Raw genomic sequence first — 26,275 nt, 5'->3', positions numbered from 1 at the left:
TTTAAAGTGACTTAAGTGTTTGGTATTTTATAGTATGCGAAACCGCAAATGTATGAAATCAATCGGTATTATTTTTAAAAATCAATTATCAGGTACATCGTGCCATTTAGCTACCGCGTCATTTCCATGAGCACCTGGCGCGCCTGATCGATGCTTTTCACATCTTCGCAGATCAGTATCAGCTTGCCTTTCTGATCTTTAAGCGAAATTTGTTTCGGGTGTTTTTTAATGTAATCGATCACCTGCCCAAACTTAGCCGACTGAAAGAAATCGTCATTCTGCGAAGTAACGAAGTAGCCTTTCATCGTATTGCTCTTCAAAGTCAGTTTTTCAAACTGCAAAGCCTCTGCTTCCCAGCGCAAACGGACCGTTTTAAGCAAATCCTGCACCTCGTGCGGCACCGGACCGAAACGGTCGAGAATTTCCTTTTCAAACTTCCCGAGCTCCTCCTCTGTCGCAATATTATCGAGGCGGGTATATAACGACAACCTTTCCGAAATATTTTTGACATAATCGTCCGGGATCAGCGTCGCGAAATCGGTCTCGATCTGCGTGTCCGGCACCAGGTTTTTCGGCAGGCTGAATACGCCTTCGAACAGGTCCTTAAATTCGTTGCTTTTCAGCTCCTGAACGGCCTCGTCGAGCATTTTGTGGTACAGCTCGTATCCCAGGTCATTCACAAAACCACTTTGTTCCGCACCGAGCAGGTTACCCGCACCACGAATGTCAAGGTCGCGCATGGCCACCTTGAAACCGTCGCCGAGGTCGGAAAACTCTTCCAGGGTCTGTAAACGTTTGCGCGAATCGCTCGCCAGCGTCGATGCCGAGGGCGTGAGCAGGTAGCAGAATGCCTTCCGGTTCGAGCGCCCCACGCGGCCGCGCATCTGGTGCAGGTCCGAGAGCCCGAACATATGCGCAGAATTGATGATGATCGTATTCGCATTGGCTATATCGATCCCGGATTCAATGATATTGGTCGAAACGAGAATGTCGTACTCGCCTTCGATGAAGTTCATCATCACTTTTTCCAGCTTATCGCCGTCCATTTGCCCGTGCGCGACACCTATGCGTACGTCGGGCACGAGGCGGAGGATAATATTGGCAATGGATTCGATATCGTTCACGCGATTATGGACAAAAAACACCTGTCCCCCGCGCTGTACCTCGAAACTGACCGCGTCACGAATGAACTCCTCGCTGAACGTATGCACTTCCGTCGTCACAGGCTGGCGGTTCGGCGGCGGCGTGGCGATTACCGAAAGGTCGCGCGCGCCCATGAGTGAGAAATGCAGCGTACGCGGGATCGGCGTTGCCGTCAGTGTGAGCACATCCACGTTGACGCGCATCTCTTTCAGCCGGTCTTTGGCTTTCACTCCAAACTTCTGTTCCTCGTCCACGATCAGCAAGCCGAGGTCCCTGAATTTCACATCTTTGTTCAAAATGCGGTGCGTACCGATCAGAATATCGATTTTACCTTCCTCGGCGTCCTTCAGGGTCTGCTTGATTTCCTTCGCCGATTTGAAACGGTTGATATATCCCACCCGCGCCGGGAAATCGGCGAGGCGGTCGCTGAATGTCTTGAAATGCTGCATAGCCAGAATGGTCGTCGGTACGAGTACCGCCACCTGCTTGCTGTCGCAAACGGCCTTGAATGCCGCCCGGATCGCGATTTCGGTTTTACCAAAACCTACATCACCGCACACGAGGCGGTCCATCGGGTGGCCTTTCTCCATATCGTCCTTCACATTGGCCGTAGCGGTTGCCTGGTCGGGCGTGTCCTCATATATAAACGACGATTCGAGCTCCACTTGCAGGTAATTGTCTTTCGAGAAGGGGAACCCCGGTGCCTGGCGACGTTTGGCGTACAATGCGATCAGCTCGTGCGCAATGTCTTTCAGCTGCTTCTTAACCTTCGACTTTTTGGCTTCCCATTCACCCGAGCCGAGCTTGCTCATGGCGGGCGGCGTGCCTTCCTTGCCGGTATACTTGGCGATTTTGTGCAGGTTATGCACGCTCACATACAGCAAATCATTATCCCGGTAAATGAGCCGCACCGCTTCCTGCTCTTTCCCGTTCACATCCTTCCGCTCCATCCCGGCAAAACGTCCGATCCCGTAATCGACATGCGTCACGAAATCGCCTACCTGTAAGGATTTCAGCTCTTTCAAGGTCATCGCCTTGGATTTGCTGAATTTTTCTTTCAACCGGTATTTGTGAAAACGCGCGAAAATCTGGTGGTCGGTGTAGCAGGCTACCTTCATATTATCGTCCACAAAACCTTCCCGCAACGAAATGTGCATTGGCCGGAATTTTACGAACGGATCGAGGTCTTCGAAGATCCTTTCCAGCCGGTCGAGCTGCTTGGGTTGCTCGGCGACGATGATATTGACGTATCCTTTGTTCTGATTTTCAGACAGATCGTCCAAAAGCCGTTTAAAATCCTTATTAAATGAAGGCTGCGGCTTTGAACCATAGGGCAGCTTTATTTCCGTTTTGAAATAGGACTTTTTACCAAATTCTACCGTTTTGAACTTCTTCACCTGGTTCAGGAACCCGCGCCGGGTTTCAAAGAGCTCATTCGGGTTCGAAACGATCTGCACGCCGCCGCCGGTCACTTCTTCCAATGCCTTTTCAGCCCTTTCGAAGCATTTTTCAATGACTTCCAAGGTCAGTTCGGCATCTTTGAACCAGATGGACGTTTCGTCGCCGAAGAAGCTCAGGAACGATTCCCGCGTTTCGTGCGAGAGCTTTTGCTGAATATCCGGTACGATATTGATCTGTTTCGCGCTATCGATAGAAAGCTGCGTATCCGGGTCGAACGAGCGGATGCTTTCCACCTCGTCGCCGAAAAGTTCGATGCGGAACGGGTGTTCGTTGGCAAACGAAAACACATCGAGAATACCTCCGCGCACGGAAAACTGGCCGGCCTCGAATACGAAATCGGTAATTTCGAAGCCGTAGCTGTTCAAAAACTCCGTCAGGAATGCAGGATCGAGCTTTTCACCTACTTTGACCGAAAACGTGTTCGCCCGCAGCGAGCGCTTGTTAATAACTTTTTCAAACAATGCCTCCGGGTAAGTCACGATCTGGACAGGCGTGCTGCGGCCGGCGCTGAGTTTGTTCAAAATCTCGCCGCGCATGAGCACATTCGCATTGTCCACCTCCTCGTAGTGATAAGGCCGTTTGTAAGATGTGGGATAAAAAAGCACCTCCGTCGAGCCCAGCAGGTTTTGCAGGTCGTTCTGGAAATAGGCCGCTTCCTCGCGGTCGCTGAGGATATACAGTGCCGGCGACTTCTTTTTGTGCTGCAATGAGGCCGCTACCACGGCATCGAGACTTCCGACCAGTCCCCTGATCTGCACATGCGCTGCCTCAGCATCCTTGGAGGCGATCTGCGTGCTCAGCACATCCAGGTAGCTGTCGCCTCCGTATAGTGTTAATAAGTCTTTAACTTCCAATTATATCAAATGCTATGCAGCCCGGGCCGCAGTGAATGTAAACGCAAAAAGCCGTTTCGGGGAATTTCCCGACCGGCCAAAATTGATAACAACAGTCGTACCAAATTTGTTGCTACGTTGTTTGAAATGCAAAAATAGCCTGAAATGCCGCGTCTCAAAAATCCGGAATATCATTTTATTTTTACCTTTCATATTATCCGCCCCTGATGACCGACTGGCTCAACCAACCCATTTCCCTCGCAGGCCTGCCCACTACGGTGCTCGAAATCCTCGGCTTCGTGACGGGCGCAATCTGCGTTTACCTCAACACCCGCCAGAATGTGCTCGGCTGGTTTTTCGGGATCATCAATGCGGTGCTGTATGGGGTGGTGTTCTGGCAGGTGCAGCTGTATGCCGACATGGGTTTGCAGGGCTACTACTTCCTGACGAGCATTTATGGCTGGTGGATGTGGAAATTCGGCGGCCAGAATCACGATGGCGTGCGCGTCACACATACACCCGCGAAGCTATACCCGGTTTTCGGGCTGATATTTATGGCCGTAACCCTGTCGTGGGGCTTCCTGCTCGGCCGTTTCACCAATGCGAGCCTTACCTACGCCGATTCCGCGCTGACCATCGCCAGCCTGATCGGGCAATGGATGATGGCCCGCAAATACCTCGAAAACTGGATCATCTGGCTCGTTGCCGACGCGGCTTATGTGGTCATGTATTTTTACAAAGACCTGCATCTCACCGCCATTTTATACGCGGTGTTCCTCGTACTGGCAGCGATTGGGTTTGTTCAGTGGCGAAGGGATGTTGTCAGGCATTCCTGACCGTACATGACCAAATACCGGACGTCGCGATTAAGCGCCACCGCTCAGTCCAGCGTATCGAACGGGATTTCCTGATCTTCGAGCAGCGTGCGGATGCGCGGCGAATCCTGAAAAACGATTTGTAATTCCTTTTTTTCAACGCCTTCTTCTTCCTCGTCGAGCCATTTCCAGTCTTCGGCGGTCGCGTCGAAAATGTCGATGATCGTCAGCAGTTTCTCTTCGGATTTCTCTTTGGAAAGCCAGTCGGCGGAGTTGCCGATATAGATAATGACCTTCCGCTCTTCGATCCATTCGAGGTCGTTGAGCATTTCGTCGAGCGCATCCAGGTTTTTGCCGGAGTAATCGGGGAAATGCATGGCGGCGGCGATGGTCTCGTGGAAATCCTTCACAGACGTTGCCTTATTCCCATCGATATGGGCCACAAATGCGCCCAGGAACGTTTTACGGACATCGGATTCTTCCCGGGCCAGCAGGAAGTGTGTGTTTTTCATAGAGTCGTTGATTTTAAAACACTGCAAATTAGGGAAAAATGGACGTGGAAGTCCAACCCCCGGCCCGTGTTTTATTTCAAATACCGCTTTCTTAACAAATGCATCATATGCACATTGATGCCCCACTGATCCGACAGCGGCTGATGTGTGAACGGCACGGTTGGCTGATAATTCGGCGGGCCGAATTCCGTCAGGACGGTCAATGTTTCACCGCTTTTTACCTTGTATTCCACCACTTTGTCCCACCAGGCCAAATGTGCCTTCACGGCCGCTTCCCATTCCGGCGCCCGTGGGTCGTTCACCTGCGGGCCCTCCTCGTGCCCTACGCGCGAGTGGATATGCCCTACCCGAGCGAGCGCAAGCTGAACAGTTTCTTCCTGGTCCTGCAACAGGCTTTCGTGCACATTGCACCAATGCGAAATGTCGAGCGTGAGCCTTAACGCGGGGTTTTTCTCGATAAAATTCCGGGCAATATGCGCAGCGAAAAGCATGCGGCCGCGGTGGGTTTCATGGTAAATGGGAATACCGCTTTTGGTGCTCGCTTCGGTGGTATGGTCGATGAATGCCTTGTTTTGTTCGTAGGTAAAATGGTCACGGCCGCTGTGGCAGTTGATGTAAAGCGGCTTCACGGGCCATTGCGTAGTGGCGGCATCGATCTGCGATTTGAATGCATTCAAATGCGTCCGGTAATCCTTCTCGCCGGACCCGCACAGGAAGCCCACTTCGAGGTTATGCCTTTTCAATGCGTCGAAAAGCTCCTTTTGCTTGTCCTTCGAGCCTTGCCACCACATTTCGATGCCGTCGTAACCTTCCTTTTTTACGGCTTCGCAAAACTGGTCGGTCGTGCCCTTGAAGCCCCAGTTCGTACCGAGCACTTTCAGGGAAAGTTTATTGTCGAACTGCACGGCGGCTTTGTTGGCGTCGGCGATAGACTCAAAGGTGGTTAGCACACCAGCCGCGGTGGCAGTGTTCATGAAATCCCGGCGGGTCATTTTAATGTTGAATGATTGAATGGCTGAATGATTGAATGGCTGATGCTGGTCAGGTCTGTTCAGGATTAGTTTATGCAGCGCTGCGACAATACCTGACAATCAATGACAACACCTGACTATTTTTTGGACGCTACCGGTTTGGTGGCGGTGCTGTCGCCCGCTTTCAGGAACTGCGCTACTTCCGCCTGGCTGAAACCGTTCACGATTTGTAAGGCAGGATTTTGGCGGCCTGTCTGGGCCACGGCGCTATCCGTTACGGCCGATTGCCAGATGTAAACCGACCGCAGTGTTTTCGAAGCCGCGATGTTCTTCAAACCCGCGTCGCCCACTTTGGTATCGATCAGGTTCAGGTATTCCAAATGCGGCAATGCCTTGATTTCCGCCAGACCGTTGTCGGTCACGGCGGTGTGTTCCAAATGTAGTTTCGTCAGGTTTTTGAGCTTCGCGACATCCTTCAAAGCGCCGTCGGTGATCTGCGTGCCGCCCAGTTTGAGCCAGGTTATCTGCTCGGCCAGCGGGATCAGCAATGCAATATCCTTATCCGTGAAATTCGGCGCATTCACCGCGCTTACTTCCAGCAGGTTCTGATCCTGGGATAATGTATTCACGATCAACCCCGCCTTGCGCAATGCCTGAATGTCGGCTTCTTTCGCAGGCGATACTTTCAAGGTAGCAATGGCTGATTCTTTCTGTTTCGCAGCACCTGAGCCGCCGCTTGCCGAACCGCCTCCCAGCGAAGCCAATGCCGGTTTTACCGGATCGGGCACGGTCAGTTCGGACACCTTTTTATCCGCCGGCGCACCCTGATCGATCCACCACGCGAGCAATGCGATCTGCTCCGTGCTTAATTGCGGCTTACCTTTGGGCGGCATGTGGTTATCGTCGCTCTCGTCGAGCAGGCAGCGTTTGATCATGTCGCTTTCCGCGCCTTTACCTGGCACGAGTGCCGGGCCATTTTCGCCGCCTTTCATTAATAATGCGAGTTCGTCCATCCGCAGATCACCTTTTTTCTTACTCGCATTATGGCATTGCGTACACCGCGCTTCCAGGATCGGCTGCACAATATCCTTGTATACAACTGCCTGTTGAATGTCGGTAATGGGTTTTACTTCTTTTGCTTTTTCTTCGATCGGGTCCATTCCAGCCAGTGATCGGAATGGTTCGGGGGTATATTGGGTGAGATAACCGTCGCCGTGCGTGAGCGAGCCCCCGTCGTGGCCGGCTGTCATGGTCAGCACCACCGCTGCCGCGAATGCGGGCAGGTAAACCGCTTTTCCAAAAGCTATTTTGCTGCCGATGCGATCGGATTTCACGAGCCAAGCCACCCAGGCAAATACTGCCACGCCAATGCCTTTCCACATATGCGCGCCGAGCAGGTCTTCATCATAACCGCCGCCCAGCGAAAGCAAATACCCCGCCACGCAGGCGAAAGTCGCGCTCACCGCCGACCAGAACAGCACAAACACCACCGTCGATTCGCTAACGGCGATCTTGCCCGTACGCCGACCGAGTTCTATCAAAGCCGCGATTAACAGAAAACCAATGGGTAAATGCACCAGCACCGGGTGAAACCGCCCGATAAAAAGGGCCCAGGGCGAGGCATCAAGAAGAGGAACGAGCATACCGGGAATCAAATGTTATGGGTTAGGATGTATTTAAATATCAATGCATTATAATCTGAAAACTTCCGGACACGGAATGGCTATGGGCGAATTGTCGGGGTTCACGTCCATCATGTCGGCCATATGGTCCCACCACTTTTTCATGATCGGCAGCGCAGGAAGGCTGGCGGTCGTTTCGCCAGGGGCCAGTTTTTGAAATGCAAAAAGCGCAAGCGTGGCCTCGTCGAGGAAAATGTAGTATTCCGTAACCCCGGCCTCTTTGAGCAGCTGGCTCAGTTCCGGCCATATTTCGTCATGCCTCTTTTTGTATTCCGCTTCGAATCCGGGTTTCAATTGCATCCGGAATGCCTTTACTGTTCCCTGCGCCATGAATTATGCGATAACTTGTTTCACTACTTTTCCTTCGGTGTCCGTGAGCCTGAAATTCCGGCCCTGGAACGGGTAGGTAAATTTCTCGTGGTCGAAGCCCATCAAATGCAGGATCGTAGCCTGCAAATCGTGCACGTGGACGCGATCTTTTACCCCATAATAACCGAGCTCGTCGGTTTCGCCGTGGCTGTGGCCTTGTTTCACGCCGCCACCGGCCATCCACATCGTATAGGCTTCGAGGTGATGGTCGCGGCCCATGTAGGGCATTACCACGCCATTTCGGTTCTCCTGCATCGGCGTCCGGCCGAATTCCGCCCCGAATACGACCAGCGTCTCTTCCAGCAACCCGCGCATCTTCAAATCCTTGATCAATGCGGCAATGGGTCGGTCCGAAATCTCGCATTTGGATCGCAGGCCGCCTTCCACGTTGTCGGTGGCATTGGTACCGTGGCCATCCCAGCCCCAGTCGAACAGCTGCACGAACCGCACATCGTTTTCGACCAGTTTTCTTGCCAGCAGACAGTTCATACCAAAGCTCCCTTCGCCCGGTTTTACTCCATACATATCGAGAATAAATTGAGGTTCCTTCGAAACATCCATTACCTCCGGCACCGACATTTGCATTCGGAAAGCCATTTCATACTGGCTGATGCGGGTCAGTATCTCGGGATCGCGCACCTCCTCGTAGGTCTGGCGGTTAATTTCATTGATCGCCTCGATCGTCTGCTTGCGGATATTGCGGTTCATCCCTTTCGGGTCGGTCACGTAAAGCACCGGGTCGCCGCCCGTACGGCATTGCACGCCCTGGTACACCGAAGGCAGGAAGCCCGCGCCGTACACGCTTTTACCCGCATCGGGCTGGCGGCCGCCGGAAGCGAGCACGATGAAACCCGGCAAATTGCGGTTTTCGGAGCCTAGTCCGTACACGGCCCATGCGCCCAGGCTCGGGCGTCCCAGGCGCGCACTACCCGTATGCAGGAGCAGCTGCGCCGGCGCGTGGTTGAACTGGTCGGTGTGCATGGCTTTTAAGAAAGTGATTTCGTCGGCCACGGTCTGTAAATGAGGCAGGTAATCCGACAGCCACGCGCCTGACTGCCCGTATCGCGCAAATTTCCCCTGCGGTCCCAGCATTTTGGGCACGCCCTGGATGAATGCGAACTTCTTACCTTCCAAAAACTCTGCCGGACAATCCTTGCCGTGGTATTTTTCGAGCTCAGGCTTGTAGTCGAACAGTTCGAGCTGCGAAGGTGCGCCGGCCATATGGATATAAATGACCCTTTTCGCTTTCGGGGCAAATTGCGGGATTCCGGCCGAAGCCAGCGGATCGCCGGCGCCCGCAGCGTCACCCGCTGCCGACGGGCCGCACGAACCCAGTAAGGAGCCGAGCCCTAATGTGCCCAGCCCGAAACCGGCCGATTGCAGAAAATGCCTGCGCGTCTGGCGCAATACGTCGGCGTGTTGTAATTCTCTTAATAATTTCTCCATTATTCCTTCGTGACAACGTTGTCAAGATTTAATAACACGTTCGCCGATACGGTGAGCGCCGCCAGTTCCGGCGATTTATCTTTTCCATACACCAGAATGCTATCCACTTCCGACGGTTTTTGCCGGTATTCTTTCAGTGCATCCTGGTAAATTTTCATCAGCACGTTCAGGCTTTTTTGTTCGATCGGCTTGAATGTAAGTAGCCGATACCCCTCTTTCAATTGCTGCTCGGGCGTTTTGCCCCGTGTTTTCATTTTGGAGGCCAGCTTCTCGGCGGCTTCAAGGTATACCGGGTCGTTCAGCGTGACCAATGCCTGCAAAGGCGTGTTGGTAATGATCCTTCGCGACTGGCAAAACTCCCGGCTCGGCGCGTCGAATGTCGTCATCGACGGGTATGGTGCCGTCCGTTTCCAATATGTATACACGCCCCGGCGGTACTTGTCCTCCCCGGCGCTTACCACCCAGCTCTCGCCGCTATACGGCGACTGCCAGATCTTGTCGGGCTGCGGCGGCATCACGCTCGGGCCGTACATTTTGTTGGAAATGAGGCCACTGCATGCCAGCGCCTGGTCGCGTACCTGCTCGGCGCTCAGGCGCACGCGAGGCCCGCGCGAAAGCCATACATTGAACGGGTCTTTCTCTTTACGCGTATTGTCCGAGCGCGAATCCTGCCGGTACGTGGCCGACATCACAATCGTTTTGAGCAGTTTTTTTACACTCCATTGGTAGTCGTCCATGAACGACACCGCCAGCCAGTCGAGCAATTCGGGATGCGAAGGTTCCGCGCCCTGGGAGCCGAAATCTTCCACCGTTTCCACGATTCCCCTGCCGAAAAGCTGCTCCCAGAAGCGGTTCACGATCACGCGGCCGGTCAATGCATTGTCGCGGCTTACGATCCATTTGGCCAGGCCGAGCCTGTCGCGGGACGATCCCGATGGCAGCGGCGCAAGCAGTTTAGGCACGTCAGGTTTTACCTCGGGTCCTTTCACCATCCAGTTTCCGCGGACGAATACATTGGTTTTTCGGGCAAAATCACCCTTTCCTTCCCACAACACCGGCATACTTTCTGTCGGACGGGTCAGTACGGTTGCGTAATCGGCCACAATTTGCGGATAACCGGCCTCCATCGCTCCCGGCAATGCCGATTGGAACGCCGCCCATGTAATACGTACCCATTCTTCCGGCGCTTTCGGGCTGGTTAATGAGAGGTAAATGTCGTGTTTGCCCGTGGTTTTGGTGATCGGCGCAATGAGCACCGTGTCGCGCGTCGGGACTTTGATCGTTGAAAGCACAGGCCCGTCGAGTTTATCCAGGTGCAGGGTCAAAACGGCATTTTCGGCTTTGGTACCGATGTTCATTACCACATTATCGGCACCCGTGAGGTTTACCTGCGGAATGCGGGCATTACCCTTATCTTTCACGCCATAATAGGAAATCACGAGCACGGTAGACTGGTCGCCTTTCACGAAGTTGTGCGCATTGATCTTCGGCTCCACCACTTTCATGAACTGCGTTTTCGCCTCAAACTCTTTGGGATCATACTTTTGCACCCACTGCTTTACACGCTCGAAACGGGCGGAATCCTCGCCTTTATAGAACCTTAGCTTCGGCCATTCGTCCCACACATCTTCGTCGCGGGAGTTGTTGAAGAATGCGGCATACTTGTAATAATCATCGTGCGGAATGGGATCGTAAGGGTGGCTATGGCATTGGATGCAGGCAAAAGTAGTGCCCTGCCAAACCTCCCAGGTCGTATTCACGCGGTCGATCAATGCGGCTGTACGAAACTCTTCGTCGTCGGTACCGCCCTCGTTGTTGGTCATTGTATTCCGGTGAAAACCAGTGGCTATGACGTTTTCCTCTTTGGGGAAACCATTTCGCTTTTCCGGCAGCAGATCACCGGCCAGCTGTTCAATGGTAAAGCGGTCGAAAGGCTTGTCGTCATTGAAAGATTTGACGACATAATCGCGGTAGCGCCACATGGTACGACCGCCGTCGCTCTCGTAGCCTTTGGTATCGGCGTAGCGGGCGAGGTCCATCCACATCGACGTCCATCTTTCGCCGTATGCGGGCGATTTCAGCAGCTTATCCACGACCTTTTCGTACGCATCCGGTGATTGGTCGTTTACAAAATCCTGCACTTCCTTTTCGGTCGGCGGCAGGCCGGTAATGTCGAGGCTAACCCGGCGCAATAAAGTCGCGCGGTCGGCTTCGGGCGAGGTTTTCAGTCCTTCTTCTTCGAGTTTTTTTGCGACGAAATGGTCGATTTCATTTTTAGCCCAGCCCTTATCACCTGTATTGAGCAGACCGAAAAGGTTACTGAAACTGTTGAGCGAAGGCACATCCGGCTTCTCGACCTTTTTGTAAGCCCAATGCGTTTCCCATTTCGCACCTTCATTAATCCATTGTTTGAGAATACCGATCTCCTTGTCGTTCAGCGGAGTACCGTTTTTCGGCATCTTCTCGTCGGGATCGTCGGACAGGATGCGGCGGATCATTTCGCTTGCATCGGCGTCGCCGCGTACTACGGGAATCTTGCCCGATTTGCCGGGTTCCAGCATTTCGTGCTCGAACAGGAAGCTCACGTCGCCGGCCTTCTTGACCCCGCCGTGGCAGCCCATACAATGTTTGTTGAGGATCGGTTTTACATCGGCATTGTAATCCACCTTCTTGTCCCACGGCAGGCCATTCCAGGAAAAATACATTACCGGCACCGCCACCACCACTAAACCGATCAAAAATCTGGTCTGCATTACTTCAATCAGATATAAATGAATTTGCTATTTACCTTCTCAATATACAGCGCTGCGGCGTCGCTGAACTTTCCCATTGAATCAAAAGCCGGCGGCAGTTATCCTGCTGTTACTCTGGCTAAAAGAATCAATTTAGTGAAAAATACCCAATTCGACGCCGCAAGCGCCATGTTACTTATTCGATTGCTCCGCGGCGGCTATTCCCAAATCTGGTTCTGGCGGACATTCGGGTTACCCATCAGCTCTTTCTGCGGCAGCGGCAGCACATAATCCCGGGCTTTGGGTGCGCGGTCGAGGCTGTATTTCTCGGCAAAATGCCTGATTTCCTTTCCGAGGTAATCCACAGGCCCGCCCAGCTTGCTTTTCCGGCGCAGCTCGGGGTACATTACCTGCTCGAATACAAACTCCTGCATGCGTTCATGAATGATGGCGTCGCGGAGGGTCGCCTGCGTGAGTCCTTTCAGCGGTGTCAGGCCGGCGCGGGCCCGTACCTTGTTGATCGACGCGTAAGCGTCACCCTGGCCGCTTTCGTTGCAGGCCTCCGCGTGCCCGAGCAGAATATCGGCCAGGCGGATATAAATTGTGTTTTTCTCCGTCGCCGCATTGCTTTTGTCCAGTTCGACGATTTTCGCAGCCCATGCTTTCCCGAAAATCATTTGTGCCGGATCGTTCGGGTTCGCGTCCGATTTGACCACGCCGCCAAAACGGGAGAGATTATAATCGGCCTTTTCGCTCCAATGCACGATCGGGTAAGCCCCGTTGATTTTGCCGAAACGGCCCGTTGGATAACTCTCAATGAACGTTCCTGCAATGCGCTTGTCCTTGGGATCATAGCTTGCACGGAATTCCTGGGTGGCACTTATCCAGCTCCATCCCGATCCGCCCAGCTCGCTTGGAAAATCCTCCGGGTTGAAGTGCATCGAATGCACATTGAATTCGTTCGGGTTCGCGGTAGCCGAAACCTGCGCTTCGAAAATCCGTTCGCCCTGATTTTCATGGCTGAGGTCAAAATTGTGGGAAAAATCGGCAAACAATGTCAGGCCGCTATTGTTGATAATGTCCTCGCCCGTCGCCTTCGCCTCCGCCCATTTCTCATCCCACAGCTGGGTTTTCATCAAAATCGATTTCGCGGCCCATTTCGTCGCCCGGCCAAGGTCCGCACCGGTGTAGCTGGCCGGCAGCAGTTCTGCGGCAGCCTTGGTATCGGCATAAATCTGGTCGATCACGGCCGCCTTTCCGCCGCTGTTCGACGGCAGTTCGGAAATGTTCTGCGTCGATTTCGTCGTCAGCGGCACATTATCGAAGTAGCTCAGCAGGCTGTAATAGTAGAATGCGCGCAAAAACAGCGCCTCGCCTTTCACCCGCTGGATCAGCGCCTCGTTGCCCGGATCTTTCATCGCATCGGCGGTTTCAATGATCGCATTCGCCCGGTTGATCGAGCGGTAGCAGATTCCCCAGTAAGCCTCGATGTATTCGTCGGCCGGGTTCACATTGCCCAGGTTGTATTGCAGCGGCCCTTTCTCCCATCCCACCTGGTAACCTATCAGACATTCAAATACATAACGATCATAGAAGTAGCCGGAGTATTGCGAATTAAGATCGTCGTACACGGCATTTACACCCAGCGTCAGCTCCGCCGCCGATTTATAGAAGGTATCGGGATTGATAAAATCGGGCTTTTCCTTCAAATCCGAGCAGCCTGCTACTGCCAGCATCCATGCAGAAAGACCCGTCAATCTGATTTTATATAAAAAAGATTTTTTCATAACAAACTGATTTTCAATTTGAAATATTAAATACCAAGATTCACGCCCAATGTGAACATGCGGGCCCGCGGATAAGCATCGTAATCGTCGCCGCGGTTCAGGTTGTTCTGGCCCCGGTTGTTCACTTCGGGATCGAAACCTTTGTACTTGGTGATGAGGAAGAGGTTTTGCCCGCTCACGTACACGCGCGCATTACGGATGTAGGCGCTCTTGACCGGGAGTGTATACCCGAGCGAAAGGTTCTGCAAGCGCACGAACGAACCATCCTGGATGAAGAATGACGACCGGCGGAAAGAAATGAAGTCGCGGCGGCCATCAATTACCGGGCGGGAAGCGCTGGTGTTCTCCGGCGTCCACGAATCGGTCAGGATATTGGCGATCTGGTTGATCTTCTGCACGCCGTCACCCATTTCAGACTGTTGCAGGTTGCGGATTTTGTTGCCGTGCACGCCGCGGAAGAATACCGAAAGGTCGAACCCCTTGTATTTCAGGCTGGTATTGAAGCCCCAGGTGAGTTTCGGGTTCGGATCGCCGATGATCTTGAAATCGTCGGTCGTGTATTTGCCGTCGCCGTTCACGTCCTCATATTTGGGATAACCAGCCTTCGCTGAGTAGCTTTTGCCTTCTTCATCGGATTGAAACAGCCCCACGTATTTATATCCACTCCACACGCCGATCGCATTCCCGGCCTGCACCCAGCTGCCAAGCACGCCGAGGTGGCCGCTCGTGGTCTCTGAGAAAAACGGCGTACTCATGCCGAGGTCGAGGATTTTATTACGCAGAATAGACACATTACCGCTGACATCCCAGGTCAATGTATTGTTACTGATCAACTTATAATTCGCCGAGAATTCTAGCCCCTTATTGCTCAGCGAGCCGGAATTGAGCATAATCGTGCTGAAACCGGTGCTTTGCGGGATCGAAACGTCCAGCAGCAGGTCGGTCGTTTTGTTCTGGAATGCGTCGATCGTCAGGTTCAGGCGGCTGTTGATCAAGGCAAAATCCAGCCCGACATTGAGCATCGAAGTGCTCTCCCATTTCAGATCGGAGTTCGGGATGCGGTTGGGCGCATAACCCGAAACCAGTGAAGGCGTGGCTCCGAAAACATAGTTGTAAGGTACCAGACCAGCTACCGAACGGTAGACCGGGATTTGCGAATTACCGGTAAGTCCGTAGCTCGCGCGGATCTTGAAGTCGTCGAACACATTGCCCAGCGCCGAATTTTTGAAAAATTCCTCATTCACCACGCGCCAGCCCACCGCCGCGGACGGGAATGTCGCCCATTTGTTGTTAGGACCGAATTTCGAAGAACCGTCGCGGCGAAGCGTCACCGTGAGCAGGTAGCGGTCTTTCAAATTGTAATTGATCCGCCCCAGCATCGACATCAGCTCCCATTCCACACGGCCCGAAGTAGGCACCAATGGCCGGCTGCCGTTTTGCATATTCACGGCATCCACATCGTCGGAAGGCAGCCCGCGGGTCGTCGTCGCCTCGAAATAATTGATTTCTTTCTGATAGGTGTAGCCGAGCGTAACGTCGAGATAATGCCCTTTGGCAATTTCCTTATTGTAAGTTAAAATATTCTCATTCAGGACGTTGTTTGAATTTCGATTCGCTTTCTGCAACTCCCGGCCATTCTGGCGGCCGATGTAGGTGTAGTTGTTATAAAAAGTAGTGCGGCGCGCATTCACGATGTCGAGGCCGAGGCTGGTGCGGAATTTTAATCCTTGCAAGATATTGACAGTCAATGCCGAAGTACCGAAAAGACGGTTGGTATAATCCCGGTCATAGCCTTCGGTCGCCTCCGCGAGCGGGTTGGTCAGGAAGCGCTGGTCGTAACTCGCGTATTGATAAGCGCCATTCTGGTCGTAAACCGGCCCGGTAGGGTCGAGGCCCAATGCCGAGATCACGATCCCGCCCGGCCCGCCGCGGTCGGTAGGCACATTGCTGCTGCTCGACCGGTTGAAAGACCAGCTGTTGGTCAGCGTCGCCTTGCCTTTCAGGAAATCGTTGTCCAGGTTCATCCGGAAACCGTAGCGGTTGAAATCCGTATTTTTAATTATACCCTTGTTATCCAGATAGTTCCCCACGAAAGCATACCGCATTCCTTTATTACCACCTGTAAACGACAGCTGATGGTTGGATAGCGCGCCTGTACGCGAGATCACGTCCCACCAATCGGTACCCTTGCCGATTTGCGAGATCTGCGCGTCGGAATACCGCGGATTACCACCCTGGCTGCGTTCCAGCATGTTAATGTATCGGGCATAGTCGGCGCCGTTGAGCACATCCACTTGCTTCGCAATGGTTTGGAACGAGTAGGAACCGTCGTAATCGACGCGGCTCTGGCCTTCTTTGCCGCGTTTGGTCGTAATGAGGATCACCCCGTTCGCGCCGCGGGAACCGTAAATGGAGGTCGCGGAGGCATCTTTCAGAATTTCAATGGATTCGATTTCGTTCGGGTTAATGGTCGCCATCGCATTGGTCGGCTGGCGGTTGCCGCTGGTACCCAGCGCGCCATTGTCGGGATAAATCGGGAAGCCGTCGATGACGTACAACGGCTCGCTGCCGCTGTTGATAGAGTTGGCACCGCGCACGCGGATGGAAATGCCACCGCCCGGCGCACCCGACGTCTGCGTTACCTGTACGCCCGGCGCCCGCGACTGGATCGCCTGGTCCACCGAAGTGACCGGCATTTCGCGGATCGCATCGCCTTTAATGCTCGCTACGGAGCCCGTTAAATCGCTCTTCCTAACCGATCCATAACCAACCACCACCACTTCTTCGAGCGATTGGTTATCCGGCTGCATGGTAACCGAAATGTTGGTCTGGCTTCCCACAGCTATTTCCTGCGGTTTGTAACCCACAAAACTGAATACCAGCACGGCGCTGGCCTGCTCGGGCACATCCAGCGCGAATGCCCCGTCCTGATCCGTCGTCGTGCCTTTTTGCGTGCCTTTTACGATCACGCTCACGCCGGGCAGGCCCGCATTGTTTTCATCGATTACCTTCCCTTTGATGAGCGCCAATGCCGGGGCGGTTGGTGCTTCGGCGGGCTCCATTTGCTGTGGTTCGGTAACAGCGCCCGTTTCCGCCGTTAGCAAAATTCGGCCTGCCGTTAGTTCATAGGCAATGTGCAGCGGGTCGAGCAGTGAGCTCAATGCTGCGGAAAGCTTCTGCCGGTTGATATGTACGTCCACCGTACGTTCGGCACGGATGTTTTTCTGGCTGTACGCAAACTTCACGTCGGCCTGCTCTTCGATATCGCGCAGGACATTTCGCAGCTCCGCATTCTGTGCATGGATCGTCACCATTCTCTCCATGATCTCCTGCGCCCTGCCCTCGCTCGCGGCGTGGGTGAGCGTCGTGAAGACCACTGCAAAAAGGATTTGGGCAAATGTTATTTTCATGACCATGCACAGTGATGCACACCATTTTAACTGTTGGGTTTTTTGCATATTTTTGAAGGTTCTATTTGTGAAAAACAGGACATCCGCCTGCTTGCCGTCTGTCCAGGATCATGCGAGCAGGCTTTCTCGAAGCCGGTAGTGGTGGTACACTATCGGTTTCTTTGTTTTTGGGCCGGTGAGGTAGTTTATAGCGCCATAGTTAAGGGTTTAGGGTGTCAAAAAATCAGTCGCAGCCGTGTCCGTTGATCAGGATGCGTGTTCCTTTCACTTCGTAATCGGCGCCGTTGGATTTGCAAACGAGCGCCAGCTTATCGTAAAGCTGCATGTCGCTGAGGTCGCCGGTGAATGTGCACTGCGCAATGCGGTCGTTCGCGAATACGATTTCGATGCCGTATGTTTCCTGCAATGCCTGTGCGATTTTTGCGAGTTTTTCATCGTTGAAAACCAGTTTTGCCTCCACGGTCGCAGGCGTCGCTTTCACCGGCTCCGGTACCAGGCCGGTCATCAAATGGCGGCTTTCGGAGAAATAGGTTACCCGCTGGTTCGGCGTCAGCACCACACCATTATCCTGATTATCAATAGAATCACTTTCGCTGAATGCTTCGCGGTTTTCAAAAACGGAAACCTTGCCCGTCACGACCTCCACTTCCAGCGCCTTATCCCTCGCATTGGTTTTGATCCGGAAACTCGTCCCGAGCACGCGGGTGATGATTTTGCCGCTGTAAACGAGGAAAGGCTGGTCGGGGTTACGGGTTATTTCAAAAAACGCATTACCCGTTAGCTGCACGGTACGCTTATCGCCTGTAAATGCCGCAGGAAAAACAATGCGCGCACCCGGTTCGAGGATTACCGTACTTCGGTCGCTCAATGTCAGCCGCTTAGGCATATTGGTATTGTTTTCTTCGGTGATCAGACGGCCGTTTGGCGCTTCTACAAACATTTTTTCCCGCATCACACCACGCCTGCCGCCCCGGTTTCCGAAGAATACCCAGAAACTGACGACCAGCAGCACAGCCGCCGCCGCCGATAGGTAAACCGACGCCCTACTCCACCAGGGACGAATCACCATCGGCTCGGTGTAAACCGCTTCCGAAGTCTCCGCTGCCAGTCGGCCCAGCATCCGGTGCTCCATATCGCGCTTTTCCTGCTCGCCGAGCGTAGCAAGCCCATCTGGACTGAGGTTTTCGTACCACAAATGGATTTTCAATATTTCCTCTTTGGTGCAGTTCCCCTCCCGGTATTTCAGGAGCAGGGCCTGCCATTCCTTATTGTTCATTGATGTGTAATGGCTGATCAGGATAAATGCCGGCTATCTGAATACAAGCCGAAAAAATGCTCATACTCCCTAAATAGATTTAGAAAATATTTGAATAATACTATTTTAAAAGGTTGCAGAAGAGAAAGTTCTTTGAAAAAGATAATTGGGGGAGAGGGAGTAGAAGGAGGATGGAGGAAGTGTAGGCGGTTAGCGGGCTTATAGCAGGCCGGAGGTGGCTAGCAGCAGCACCATTACCTCTTTTAAATGTGTACGGACGAGGCGAACGGACTTGGTGAGGTGGTATTCGACGGCCTTTTCCGACAGGCCGAAACGCGCGGCGATTCGGGCGATGGGCCAGTATTCCAGCTTATGCAGGCGGAAAATTTCCCGCGTTTTTTCGGGCAGGATATGCAGGCATTCGTCGATGACGCGCAGCAAATCGTCCAGCGCGAGCTGGTTTTCCGTGCCCGCATCCTGAATGCCGTTGGAAAGTTCGTAGTAATCGAGGTATTCGACCGTCGGGCCCTGGGTGCGGATGTGATCGATGACCTCGTAGCGAACCGCAGCGAAAAGGTAGTAATTCAAATTTTGCACCCGCAGCGAATCCCGCTCCCGCCATAGCCGCAGGAAGATGTCCTGCACGATCTCTTCGGCCGCCTCCTTGTTACGGAGCTTGCGGTATGCCACGAGAAACATGTCGTACCAATACGCCTTGTAAATCGCCGTAAATGCTTCCGCATCCCCATTTTGCAATGCGAGAAGCAGGTGGCCGGCTTTGTCGTTATCCACCATTACAGCTTGGGTTTCGTTGATTTCGGGAATAGGATTGCGACAAAGTTATATTAATTGTTTTTATTATCCAGAAAACAACGCTATCACTTTCCAAATCCGGCATTGTACTTCTACTTGAAATTTAGCAAGTAACCTGTCAAATCGGCCAGATCCTGCTCGTTCAGGCCCAGTGCGGTGGGTTCCGGCATGAGCGATGACGGCATTTTTTCGCGGCTTTTAATCTCCACTGCTTTGATCGTGTGCTGCTGGCCGGCAGCGTCTTTCAAGACCACATTCGCGCCGTCGCTCAGCAAGAACCCGAAATAAGTGTCGCCCTTTTTGGAGACGATCGTGTAGCTTTCATAGCCGAAAACCATGCTCGCCGAGGGATTCACGATCGCGTCCAGCAATGCCGCCTTATCGAACTTCTTATGAATAGTTGTCAAATCAGGGCCTATCTCGGCACCGGACTGTCCGTGTTTATGGCAAGCGGCGCAAGTGTTGGCAAAAATCTGTTTTCCGTGCGCCGGATCGGCATTCATTCTCGAAATGAAATCGGTTTTCAACACCTTGCCGTTTCTCGGGAAAAACTGGCTGGCGACGACGCGGACATTCTGGTCGGGGTTTTTGAAAATAATATCACTGACCGACTTCGCAATCGTATCCGGCAGCTGGCCTTGCACGCGCATGTCCACGAGAATATTGCCGCCATTCGCGTCGGAAGCCATTTGTTTCGCTGTTTCAATGCGCTGCGACACGGGCTGCGTTTTATCGGCTACGGTCTTTTTGAGATCGAGCATGCGCTTGTACGCGGGCGTCATCACCTGCGCCGTGGCTTCTTCCCAGTTCATAAGGTCGGCCCAGTCGTTGCTTTTGCGGAAATTGATCCAGTAGGAGGCATTCGAAGAAACATCCGGCAAGGTCGATTTCGATAATGCGATCATCGCCCCAGCCGCCTTTTTGTCTTTGATAAAACCGATGGCCGTCAGTGCTTTACGCCGCTCCGGCTCCGAAACCCTCGCAGATCCAGCCCTGATTTTCAACTCTTCCACCGCGCTTACGGGATGCAGGCGCCAGGCCAGGCCCGCGCGCTGCGGCTTCCAGTTCGCCGGATCGCCCTTGAATGCTTCCCGCACATAGGCGTACACCTTTTCCTCCTTCCCGTCCGACGCCGTCCCGATCGCTTCCAGCATCCACGGGTCCCTACCGTCATAGTTTCTGATCAGATTTGAAATACTCACAAATGCCTGATCATAAGGTACATCTCGCAATGCGATGCCTACTTCCCTTCTTACTGCGGCATCCGGATCCTTCGACATTTGCGCCAAATATGCATTTGCGTTACCCGTCGATTTCAATGCACGGAATGCCGCCAACCGGTGGGTGGCATTGCCCGAAGAAAGCAGTTTGACCACCTCGGCATTACCCTGCTCGCCCAGCTGCGCCAGCAGCCAGATCGCCCTCGCCTGGTGATATGGATTTTCAACCGTCAGTAATTGTTTAACATCCGGTATAACCGCTGGCCCTTTTGCCCTCAACCCTTCAAAACCCAAAGCACGGACATTAATAGCGGGGTTCTTCAAGGCATTGATCAGCCCGGCCGTCGTCGTAAAATCCAGCTGCGGGGTCGTCAGTTTTTTGCCTTTCGGCGTAATGCGGTAAATGCGGCCGTAGCCCTTTTTGTCCTTCATCGCATGCCCGCCAACGACCGGATCGTACCAGTCGGCAATGTAAATGGCTCCATCCGGGCCCACTGCCACATCCGACGGCCGGAACCATTTGCGGTAATCCTGATCGGTTTCGTACCATTCGTAACGCTCCGAAACCTTTGGAAATGAGCTGATCAGGTCACGGCGGTTCAACACGAAACCGGCGCCCAGCGGTTTGGGCTGGTAGGCAAACAGCACATTGCGGCCCGCTTCGCAGCTGAGCAATGTACCCCGATAGTTTTTACCCAATTCATCTCCCTCATAAAACACGATGCCTGTGGGCGAACCTGCGCCCGAATTGTCTCCTGCCGGCATCACGCCCGGGTCTTCCTGGTGCCAATGCGTGCTGAAAATGTCCTGGCCGGGGCGACGGTCGGCTTGCCAGTAACGGGTACCGTCAGCCGAGAAATAGCCTGCATTGCCATTTTCCTGCAAAAAAGACACGCGGCAGGTGATCACCTGGTCGTCGTTGTCGTTCTGCCACATATTGCCGTAGCTGTCGAGGCATACTTCGTAGCTGTTGCGGAAATTGTGACCGAGCACTTTCAGGCCCGTGCCGTCGGGGTTAATGCGCAATGCGAGGCCGCCGACCCAAATGCGGCCGTCGTCCGACTTCTGATTGCCTTCGTTGGTTTTGTTATAAGGCGTGCCGCCGGTGTATAGGCTGCCGCTCCGCAATGTCCAGCCGCTTTTATCGGTAACCTTGTGCGGACCGGCATTGCCCGTATTAAAATAATACTTGCCATCCGGCCCCACGATGAGCGAATGCAATGAATGGTCGTGATCGAAGCCGCCGAAGCCGGTGAGGAAAACCTCCCGTTTGTCCGGCTTATCATCGCCATTTGTATCGGTGTAAATGAGCAGTTTAGGCGCACATGAAACGATGGTTTTGTTACCGATCACGGCAATACCGAGTGGCGCGGTCAGCAGCGAATCCTCCACATATACTTTGGAAGATTCCGCTTTGCCGTCGCCGTCCCGGTCTTCGAGGATCATTACACGGTCGCCTTTCTGCTTGTGGCTGAGGCGCTCGGCGGGTTTGGTATTGAAATCGCGATAGTTGACGGCTTCCGTAATCCACACCCGGCCATTGGCGTCGATATCCATATTGGTCGGGTTAAAAAACATCGGCGCTTCGGCCCATAAGGTGGCTTCGAGGTCGTCGGGCACATACAGGCGCGAGGAATCGTCGGCCATTGCCATTGGTACGGAAGACTGTTTCGGCATCTCCGGGCCATTTTGAATGGAAATCATGCTGAAAGCGGCAGCCAATAGCACGCTTCCGGCCAAAATACCGGTTCTGCGGAGCGGTAATGTATTGGTTATGTTCATGGTCAATTTTTGAAGGAAAAAAGGGAGGAGGGAATCTTTCTTCGTCCCTTTCCTCCTTCCTCCCTTTTTTCCTTCTTATATCTAGGTTAGAAATAGTCCTTTCAGGTAATTGAGGTTATGCTGATAGGCTGGGATGATTTCGGCGCCTTGCGGGGTTGCACCTTCGATCTGCATCCAGCCTTCGTAGCCGATGTCCTTGACCGCCCTGGCTACCCGCGGCCAGTCGAGCGGGCCTTCTCCGAGACGCTGGCCATTCTCTTTCATGTGGATTTCGCAGATCATATCTTTGCCGAGCATGGGTATTTCCTTGAAAATATCATGACCGGCGTCGGTGGAATTGCGGAAATCGTAATAGACTTTCACCGCCCTGGAACCGACTGCATTGATGATGTCCAAATGCTCCTGCGCGCTCAGCCATGACTCGATACCCAAAGTAATGCCTTGCTTCTCGGCATGCGGCGCCACCTTTTCCAGACGGCTTATTACCACTTTTTTACCGGCATCGTCATTCCGCAAGTCCCCGTCTGAAAAGAATGCCAGCAAAATCACTTTCACGCCCAGCGCTTTCGCTGCGTCGACGCTGTTCCAGACCCATTCTTCCGTTTTCGGCTGGGATTTATAAGGTACGCGGTTGAGCTCGCCGATCGCCAGGCTTGACACCTTCACGCCCGTACGCGCCGCGGCATCGTGGATGCCCTGCAATGTGGCCGGGTCCGAGAGACCCTTTTCGTCCTTGCCGGTATTATAGCTCACCTGAATGCCATGCAGGCCGATTTGCTTCGCCCGCTCAAATGCCTCGGGGCTCAGCTGCCGGCCCACCGACCAGTCGCAGGCGCCAATCTGAAACCGGGGTGCATGGGAATTATCGGCGTTCCAGGCAGCAGATGCCAGCAGCAATGCACTGCTTTTGATCATTTCCCGGCGGTTGAGCAGCTGCGTTTCTTTCATGGACTGACAGATTTTGAAATACTTACAAAACATCTTCAAAATCTGCGGGCATTTCCTTTCTACTTATCGCCGCGGGTAACGTTACCGGCTGAATGCGTCTTCGATATGACGGATTTCGGTACTGCCGTCAGGCAAAATGAGGACGGAAACAATATCGAACCGGACGTCGTTTTCCCAATCGACGTCGAAAATGTACTGTTCTGCCGCCCGCATGACCAGTTTTGCCTTGGTTGCATTCACGAATTCTTCCGGCATGCCGAATGCCGTCCCGCTGCGCGTTTTTACTTCGACAAAAACGAGCATATCATCTTTGGCGACGATCAGATCGATCTCCGACTGCCAGTTACGGTAATTTTTCGCAATGATTTTGAAGCCTTTTTCCAAAAGAAAGGATGCCGCGGAGGCTTCGCCCCAATGGCCGAGGTCGTTATGTGCTGCCATGATGTGTGTGTACTAACGTGTGAATGCTAACCCTGATCAAGCTTTGAAACAAGTTCTCTCAGCTTGGTCATTTTAATCGATCGCTTTTATCATAGATTGACAAAAGCTGCACCGATTTATTTGTAACGTGAACATATGTGATGACACGCGCTCCACCCGACTTGCCTTTCCCTTTGGATTTAATTGCAAGCCTTATCTTGTAACAGCCCAAACCCAAGGGAGTGCCATGCGTAGGGTTCGATTCAAGAAAGAGTATCAACTTCAAAACCTCGTTTGGCAAAGAGATATGCTTCTTTGAGAGTCGTTTGAGCTCAATTTCAAACTTTTGCGTCGTTCTGACAGAGTAATTCATCCAGGAACTCTTTTGCTTCCCTGGTTTCCAATTTTCCCTGTTCGATTAGCTCGATTTCGTCAACAATCTCGATTGCCTCGTCCAAAATTTTGAAATGGATCGGCAAAAGTGGCTTGAATTTGACGTAAGGAAGTTTTCGAAGCATCTTCATCAAGAGCTCCGCTTTTTCAGTCTTCACATCCAGTAAAATCTTCATAACCACCTAATTTAGTTGTACTAACAAATTTAACGAACATTTAGCTAATAAATTAGCGTTGTGAAACCGGGACATGTGTGTACAATATGTTTCATTAGCCGGGGCCTCCGGTCTGAACATTTAGACGTCACATCTTGAAATTGGTAACTTTATCACCCCCCAAATTTTTTGAAATATTTAAAATGAATGCCCTGATCAATAAAAAAGTATATTTCCAGGACCTGGGCCTGATCGATTACCAGGACGCGTGGACGTACCAGGAAAAGATTTTTGCAGAAACGATCGCGGTGAAGACGCAGAACCGCGGGCTGGATGCGGAAAATCAGCAATTGACGCCGAACTTCCTGCTTTTCTGCCAGCACCCGCATGTATATACGCTGGGCAAAAGCGGCAAGCCCGACCATTTGCTCGTCAGCGAGGACGACCTGGCCGCCAAGCAGGCGAAATATTACAAAATCAACCGGGGAGGGGATATTACCTATCACGGGCCGGGGCAAATTGTCGGGTACCCGATCCTCGACCTGGATAATTTCTTCACGGATATCCATGTGTACATGCGTACGCTGGAAGAGGCGATTATTCTGACATTGGCAGATTATAATGTGCAAGCGGGCCGTATCAGTGGATTAACGGGAGTATGGATCGACTTTGAAGCACAGAATAATCCGCGCAAGATCTGCGCACTCGGCGTAAAAGCCAGTCGCTGGGTGACCATGCACGGGTTTGCATTGAATGTGAATACGGATTTGTCGTATTTTGGAAACATCGTGCCGTGCGGGATAGACGACAAGGCGGTGACGTCGCTTTCGGCGGAATTGGGCCGGGAAGTGGATTTGGAAGAAGTTTCTTATAAATTGAAAAACCATCTGGCGCAGTTGTTCAGCATGGAATTGCAGGTAGGATAATGAAGAAGGATATTGTTTTTCATCCCGTGAAGGGAATACAGGTCGCGATCGTGCGCAGTGTCAATGAGCTGAATGCCGAAGAATGGAACGTGGTGGTGATCAACCGCAACGACGAGGCGGTAACGAGCGTTTTCGTGACTTCAAAGGGTTACAGTAACAGTGAATCGGGCACGAATACCGACCAGCGGACATCTACGTTAAGGCATTTTTTCCCTGAAATACCGGCCGGCGGCCACGTGGTGGTGGAGCCGATTATGCCGGATGTTTTTCACCTCAATAACGAGTTCTGGGTCAGCTACTTTATCGGCAGCCAGATTTACGACAAGAAATTCATTTTCGTGCCGGACAGCATCGTCGAGGACAACATGATGACGATCGATCCACCGGGGCTGGAAGGCGTTTTGCACGAATAAAGACCATCGTTTAAACTACACACTTTCAAACCTACACACTATGACAGAAGATTTTAAACGCCGCACCAAAAACCTGCTCCTCCTCGACATCGAGACCGTGTGTTCGCACGCGCATTACACGCAGTTGCCCGAGCGCATGCAAAAGCTCTGGGACAAAAAGGCGCTTACCCTTAAAAAAGGCGACGATACCATCGCCAATGCCGACTACTTTTACGACCGTGGCGCGATCTACGCGGAGTTCGGCAAGATCATCTGCATTGCATTCGGCGCATACTATTGGAACGAAAAAGAGGAGATTGCGTTTAAAGTGAGTAGCTTCGCCGGTGACGATGAAGTTCAGTTGCTGCTGCAATTCAAGGCGTTGATCGAAAAGTACCCACCCGAACAGCTGATCCTCTGCGCCCATAACGGCAAGGAATTCGACTTTCCGTTCATTTGCCGGCGAATGCTGATCCACTGTATTGAAATCCCCAAAGCATTACAGATCACCGGTAAGAAACCCTGGGAACTTCTCCACCAGGACACGATGGACCTTTGGAAATTCGGCGATTACAAAAGCTACACCTCTCTCGACCTGCTGGCTGCCGTTTTTGATATTCCCGGAAGCAAAAACGAAATGAGCGGCGACCAGGTCACAAAGGTTTACTACGAGGAAAATGATCTGGCTAAAATTTCCCGATATTGCAGAGAGGACGTGGTCGTGCTGGCGCAATTGTATTTGCGGCTGCATTGCATGAGCCAGGTGCCGGAACAAAATATCGTACGGGTGGAATAACCGCGGCGGCGGCA

Annotated in this window: 19 protein-coding genes; 4 read left to right on the top strand and 15 right to left on the bottom strand. The window is 52.8% G+C overall.

What is annotated here, in order from left to right:
• Positions 1 to 110: 110 nt before the first annotated feature.
• Positions 111 to 3,458 carry a transcription-repair coupling factor gene (mfd, locus tag H144_RS0124070; RefSeq protein WP_019944668.1) on the bottom strand — a complete coding sequence of 1,116 codons (3,348 nt, stop codon included), beginning with the start codon at positions 3,456 to 3,458 and terminating at the stop codon, positions 111 to 113.
• A gap of 206 nt (positions 3,459 to 3,664) precedes the next feature.
• Here mfd and pnuC point away from each other — a divergent pair, with 206 nt between their 5' ends.
• Entirely contained in the window at positions 3,665 to 4,273 is a 609-nt protein-coding gene (gene pnuC, locus H144_RS0124060; protein ID WP_019944666.1) for a nicotinamide riboside transporter PnuC, read from the top strand.
• A 44-nt stretch (positions 4,274 to 4,317) separates the two neighbouring features.
• Here the strand turns inward: pnuC and H144_RS0124055 are convergent, their stop codons facing one another.
• The 14 genes from H144_RS0124055 to H144_RS0123990 form a co-directional block, all read right to left on the bottom strand.
• On the bottom strand, positions 4,318 to 4,764 hold the full coding sequence (locus H144_RS0124055; RefSeq protein ID WP_019944665.1) for a barstar family protein: 447 nt from the start codon (positions 4,762 to 4,764) through the stop codon (positions 4,318 to 4,320).
• Between the two features lie 71 nt (positions 4,765 to 4,835).
• Positions 4,836 to 5,738: a sugar phosphate isomerase/epimerase family protein gene (locus H144_RS0124050; protein WP_229207979.1), complete on the bottom strand. Its 903-nt coding sequence runs from the start codon at positions 5,736 to 5,738 to the stop codon at positions 4,836 to 4,838.
• A gap of 134 nt (positions 5,739 to 5,872) precedes the next feature.
• A complete protein-coding gene (locus H144_RS0124045; protein WP_019944663.1) occupies positions 5,873 to 7,378 on the bottom strand; it encodes a c-type cytochrome domain-containing protein in 1,506 nt (501 codons plus the stop codon).
• Between the two features lie 48 nt (positions 7,379 to 7,426).
• A complete protein-coding gene (locus H144_RS0124040) occupies positions 7,427 to 7,747 on the bottom strand; it encodes an L-rhamnose mutarotase (protein WP_019944662.1) in 321 nt (106 codons plus the stop codon).
• A 3-nt stretch (positions 7,748 to 7,750) separates the two neighbouring features.
• Entirely contained in the window at positions 7,751 to 9,232 is a 1,482-nt protein-coding gene (locus tag H144_RS0124035; protein ID WP_019944661.1) for a DUF1501 domain-containing protein, read from the bottom strand.
• Positions 9,232 to 11,985 (bottom strand): DUF1553 domain-containing protein, encoded by a 2,754-nt coding sequence (locus H144_RS0124030; protein WP_019944660.1) that lies wholly within the window; start codon positions 11,983 to 11,985, stop codon positions 9,232 to 9,234. Before H144_RS0124030 ends, H144_RS0124035 begins: the two co-directional genes overlap by 1 nt.
• A gap of 197 nt (positions 11,986 to 12,182) precedes the next feature.
• On the bottom strand, positions 12,183 to 13,751 hold the full coding sequence (locus H144_RS0124025; protein WP_019944659.1) for a RagB/SusD family nutrient uptake outer membrane protein: 1,569 nt from the start codon (positions 13,749 to 13,751) through the stop codon (positions 12,183 to 12,185).
• 26 nt (positions 13,752 to 13,777) lie between these two features.
• Positions 13,778 to 17,161: a TonB-dependent receptor gene (locus H144_RS0124020; protein ID WP_019944658.1), complete on the bottom strand. Its 3,384-nt coding sequence runs from the start codon at positions 17,159 to 17,161 to the stop codon at positions 13,778 to 13,780.
• A 223-nt stretch (positions 17,162 to 17,384) separates the two neighbouring features.
• Entirely contained in the window at positions 17,385 to 18,437 is a 1,053-nt protein-coding gene (locus H144_RS0124015; RefSeq protein ID WP_019944657.1) for a FecR family protein, read from the bottom strand.
• 198 nt (positions 18,438 to 18,635) lie between these two features.
• Positions 18,636 to 19,211 (bottom strand): RNA polymerase sigma factor, encoded by a 576-nt coding sequence (locus tag H144_RS0124010; protein ID WP_019944656.1) that lies wholly within the window; start codon positions 19,209 to 19,211, stop codon positions 18,636 to 18,638.
• Positions 19,212 to 19,321: 110 nt separating this feature from the next.
• Positions 19,322 to 22,231, bottom strand: coding sequence for a PVC-type heme-binding CxxCH protein (locus tag H144_RS0124005; protein ID WP_019944655.1), 2,910 nt, complete (start codon positions 22,229 to 22,231; stop codon positions 19,322 to 19,324).
• Positions 22,232 to 22,312: 81 nt separating this feature from the next.
• Positions 22,313 to 23,179 carry a sugar phosphate isomerase/epimerase family protein gene (locus H144_RS0124000; RefSeq protein WP_019944654.1) on the bottom strand — a complete coding sequence of 289 codons (867 nt, stop codon included), beginning with the start codon at positions 23,177 to 23,179 and terminating at the stop codon, positions 22,313 to 22,315.
• A gap of 81 nt (positions 23,180 to 23,260) precedes the next feature.
• On the bottom strand, positions 23,261 to 23,620 hold the full coding sequence (locus H144_RS0123995; RefSeq protein WP_019944653.1) for a YraN family protein: 360 nt from the start codon (positions 23,618 to 23,620) through the stop codon (positions 23,261 to 23,263).
• A gap of 317 nt (positions 23,621 to 23,937) precedes the next feature.
• Positions 23,938 to 24,168 (bottom strand): hypothetical protein, encoded by a 231-nt coding sequence (locus H144_RS0123990; RefSeq protein ID WP_019944652.1) that lies wholly within the window; start codon positions 24,166 to 24,168, stop codon positions 23,938 to 23,940.
• A 182-nt stretch (positions 24,169 to 24,350) separates the two neighbouring features.
• Here H144_RS0123990 and lipB point away from each other — a divergent pair, with 182 nt between their 5' ends.
• The 3 genes from lipB to H144_RS0123975 are packed head-to-tail and all read left to right on the top strand — an operon-like array spanning position 24,351 to position 26,261.
• The gene (gene lipB, locus H144_RS0123985; protein ID WP_019944651.1) at positions 24,351 to 25,073 is read left to right on the top strand and encodes a lipoyl(octanoyl) transferase LipB; all 723 of its coding nucleotides are present in this window, start codon (positions 24,351 to 24,353) and stop codon (positions 25,071 to 25,073) included.
• Entirely contained in the window at positions 25,073 to 25,486 is a 414-nt protein-coding gene (locus H144_RS0123980; RefSeq protein WP_019944650.1) for a hypothetical protein, read from the top strand. The genes lipB and H144_RS0123980 overlap by 1 nt, the downstream gene beginning before the upstream one ends.
• A gap of 40 nt (positions 25,487 to 25,526) precedes the next feature.
• Complete coding sequence (locus tag H144_RS0123975; RefSeq protein WP_019944649.1) at positions 25,527 to 26,261, top strand: 3'-5' exonuclease; 735 nt, start codon at positions 25,527 to 25,529, stop codon at positions 26,259 to 26,261.
• The last annotated feature ends 14 nt before the right edge of the window (positions 26,262 to 26,275 follow it).

Origin of the sequence: Dyadobacter beijingensis DSM 21582 (assembly GCF_000382205.1) — a bacterium.
Taxonomy (GTDB): Bacteria; Bacteroidota; Bacteroidia; order Cytophagales; family Spirosomataceae; genus Dyadobacter; species Dyadobacter beijingensis.
Note: the sequence above shows the minus strand (reverse complement) of the source record. Positions and strands in the feature narration are given on the sequence as shown.

Excerpts from the sequence above, each read along its gene's own strand:
- H144_RS0124015 (WP_019944657.1), bottom strand. The coding sequence starts at position 18,437 with ATGAACAATAAGGAATGGCAGGCCCTGCTCCTGAAATACCGGGAGGGG.
- pnuC (WP_019944666.1), top strand. The coding sequence starts at position 3,665 with ATGACCGACTGGCTCAACCAACCCATTTCCCTCGCAGGCCTGCCCACT.
- H144_RS0124050 (WP_229207979.1), bottom strand. The coding sequence starts at position 5,738 with ATGAACACTGCCACCGCGGCTGGTGTGCTAACCACCTTTGAGTCTATC.
- lipB (WP_019944651.1), top strand. The coding sequence starts at position 24,351 with ATGAATGCCCTGATCAATAAAAAAGTATATTTCCAGGACCTGGGCCTG.
- H144_RS0124040 (WP_019944662.1), bottom strand. The coding sequence starts at position 7,747 with ATGGCGCAGGGAACAGTAAAGGCATTCCGGATGCAATTGAAACCCGGA.
- H144_RS0124010 (WP_019944656.1), bottom strand. The coding sequence starts at position 19,211 with ATGGTGGATAACGACAAAGCCGGCCACCTGCTTCTCGCATTGCAAAAT.
- H144_RS0124020 (WP_019944658.1), bottom strand. The coding sequence starts at position 17,161 with ATGAAAATAACATTTGCCCAAATCCTTTTTGCAGTGGTCTTCACGACG.
- H144_RS0123995 (WP_019944653.1), bottom strand. The coding sequence starts at position 23,620 with ATGGCAGCACATAACGACCTCGGCCATTGGGGCGAAGCCTCCGCGGCA.
- H144_RS0124000 (WP_019944654.1), bottom strand. The coding sequence starts at position 23,179 with ATGAAAGAAACGCAGCTGCTCAACCGCCGGGAAATGATCAAAAGCAGT.
- H144_RS0124055 (WP_019944665.1), bottom strand. The coding sequence starts at position 4,764 with ATGAAAAACACACACTTCCTGCTGGCCCGGGAAGAATCCGATGTCCGT.
- H144_RS0124025 (WP_019944659.1), bottom strand. The coding sequence starts at position 13,751 with ATGAAAAAATCTTTTTTATATAAAATCAGATTGACGGGTCTTTCTGCA.
- H144_RS0124030 (WP_019944660.1), bottom strand. The coding sequence starts at position 11,985 with ATGCAGACCAGATTTTTGATCGGTTTAGTGGTGGTGGCGGTGCCGGTA.
- H144_RS0123975 (WP_019944649.1), top strand. The coding sequence starts at position 25,527 with ATGACAGAAGATTTTAAACGCCGCACCAAAAACCTGCTCCTCCTCGAC.
- H144_RS0124045 (WP_019944663.1), bottom strand. The coding sequence starts at position 7,378 with ATGCTCGTTCCTCTTCTTGATGCCTCGCCCTGGGCCCTTTTTATCGGG.
- H144_RS0124005 (WP_019944655.1), bottom strand. The coding sequence starts at position 22,231 with ATGAACATAACCAATACATTACCGCTCCGCAGAACCGGTATTTTGGCC.
- H144_RS0124035 (WP_019944661.1), bottom strand. The coding sequence starts at position 9,232 with ATGGAGAAATTATTAAGAGAATTACAACACGCCGACGTATTGCGCCAG.
- H144_RS0123990 (WP_019944652.1), bottom strand. The coding sequence starts at position 24,168 with ATGAAGATTTTACTGGATGTGAAGACTGAAAAAGCGGAGCTCTTGATG.
- H144_RS0123980 (WP_019944650.1), top strand. The coding sequence starts at position 25,073 with ATGAAGAAGGATATTGTTTTTCATCCCGTGAAGGGAATACAGGTCGCG.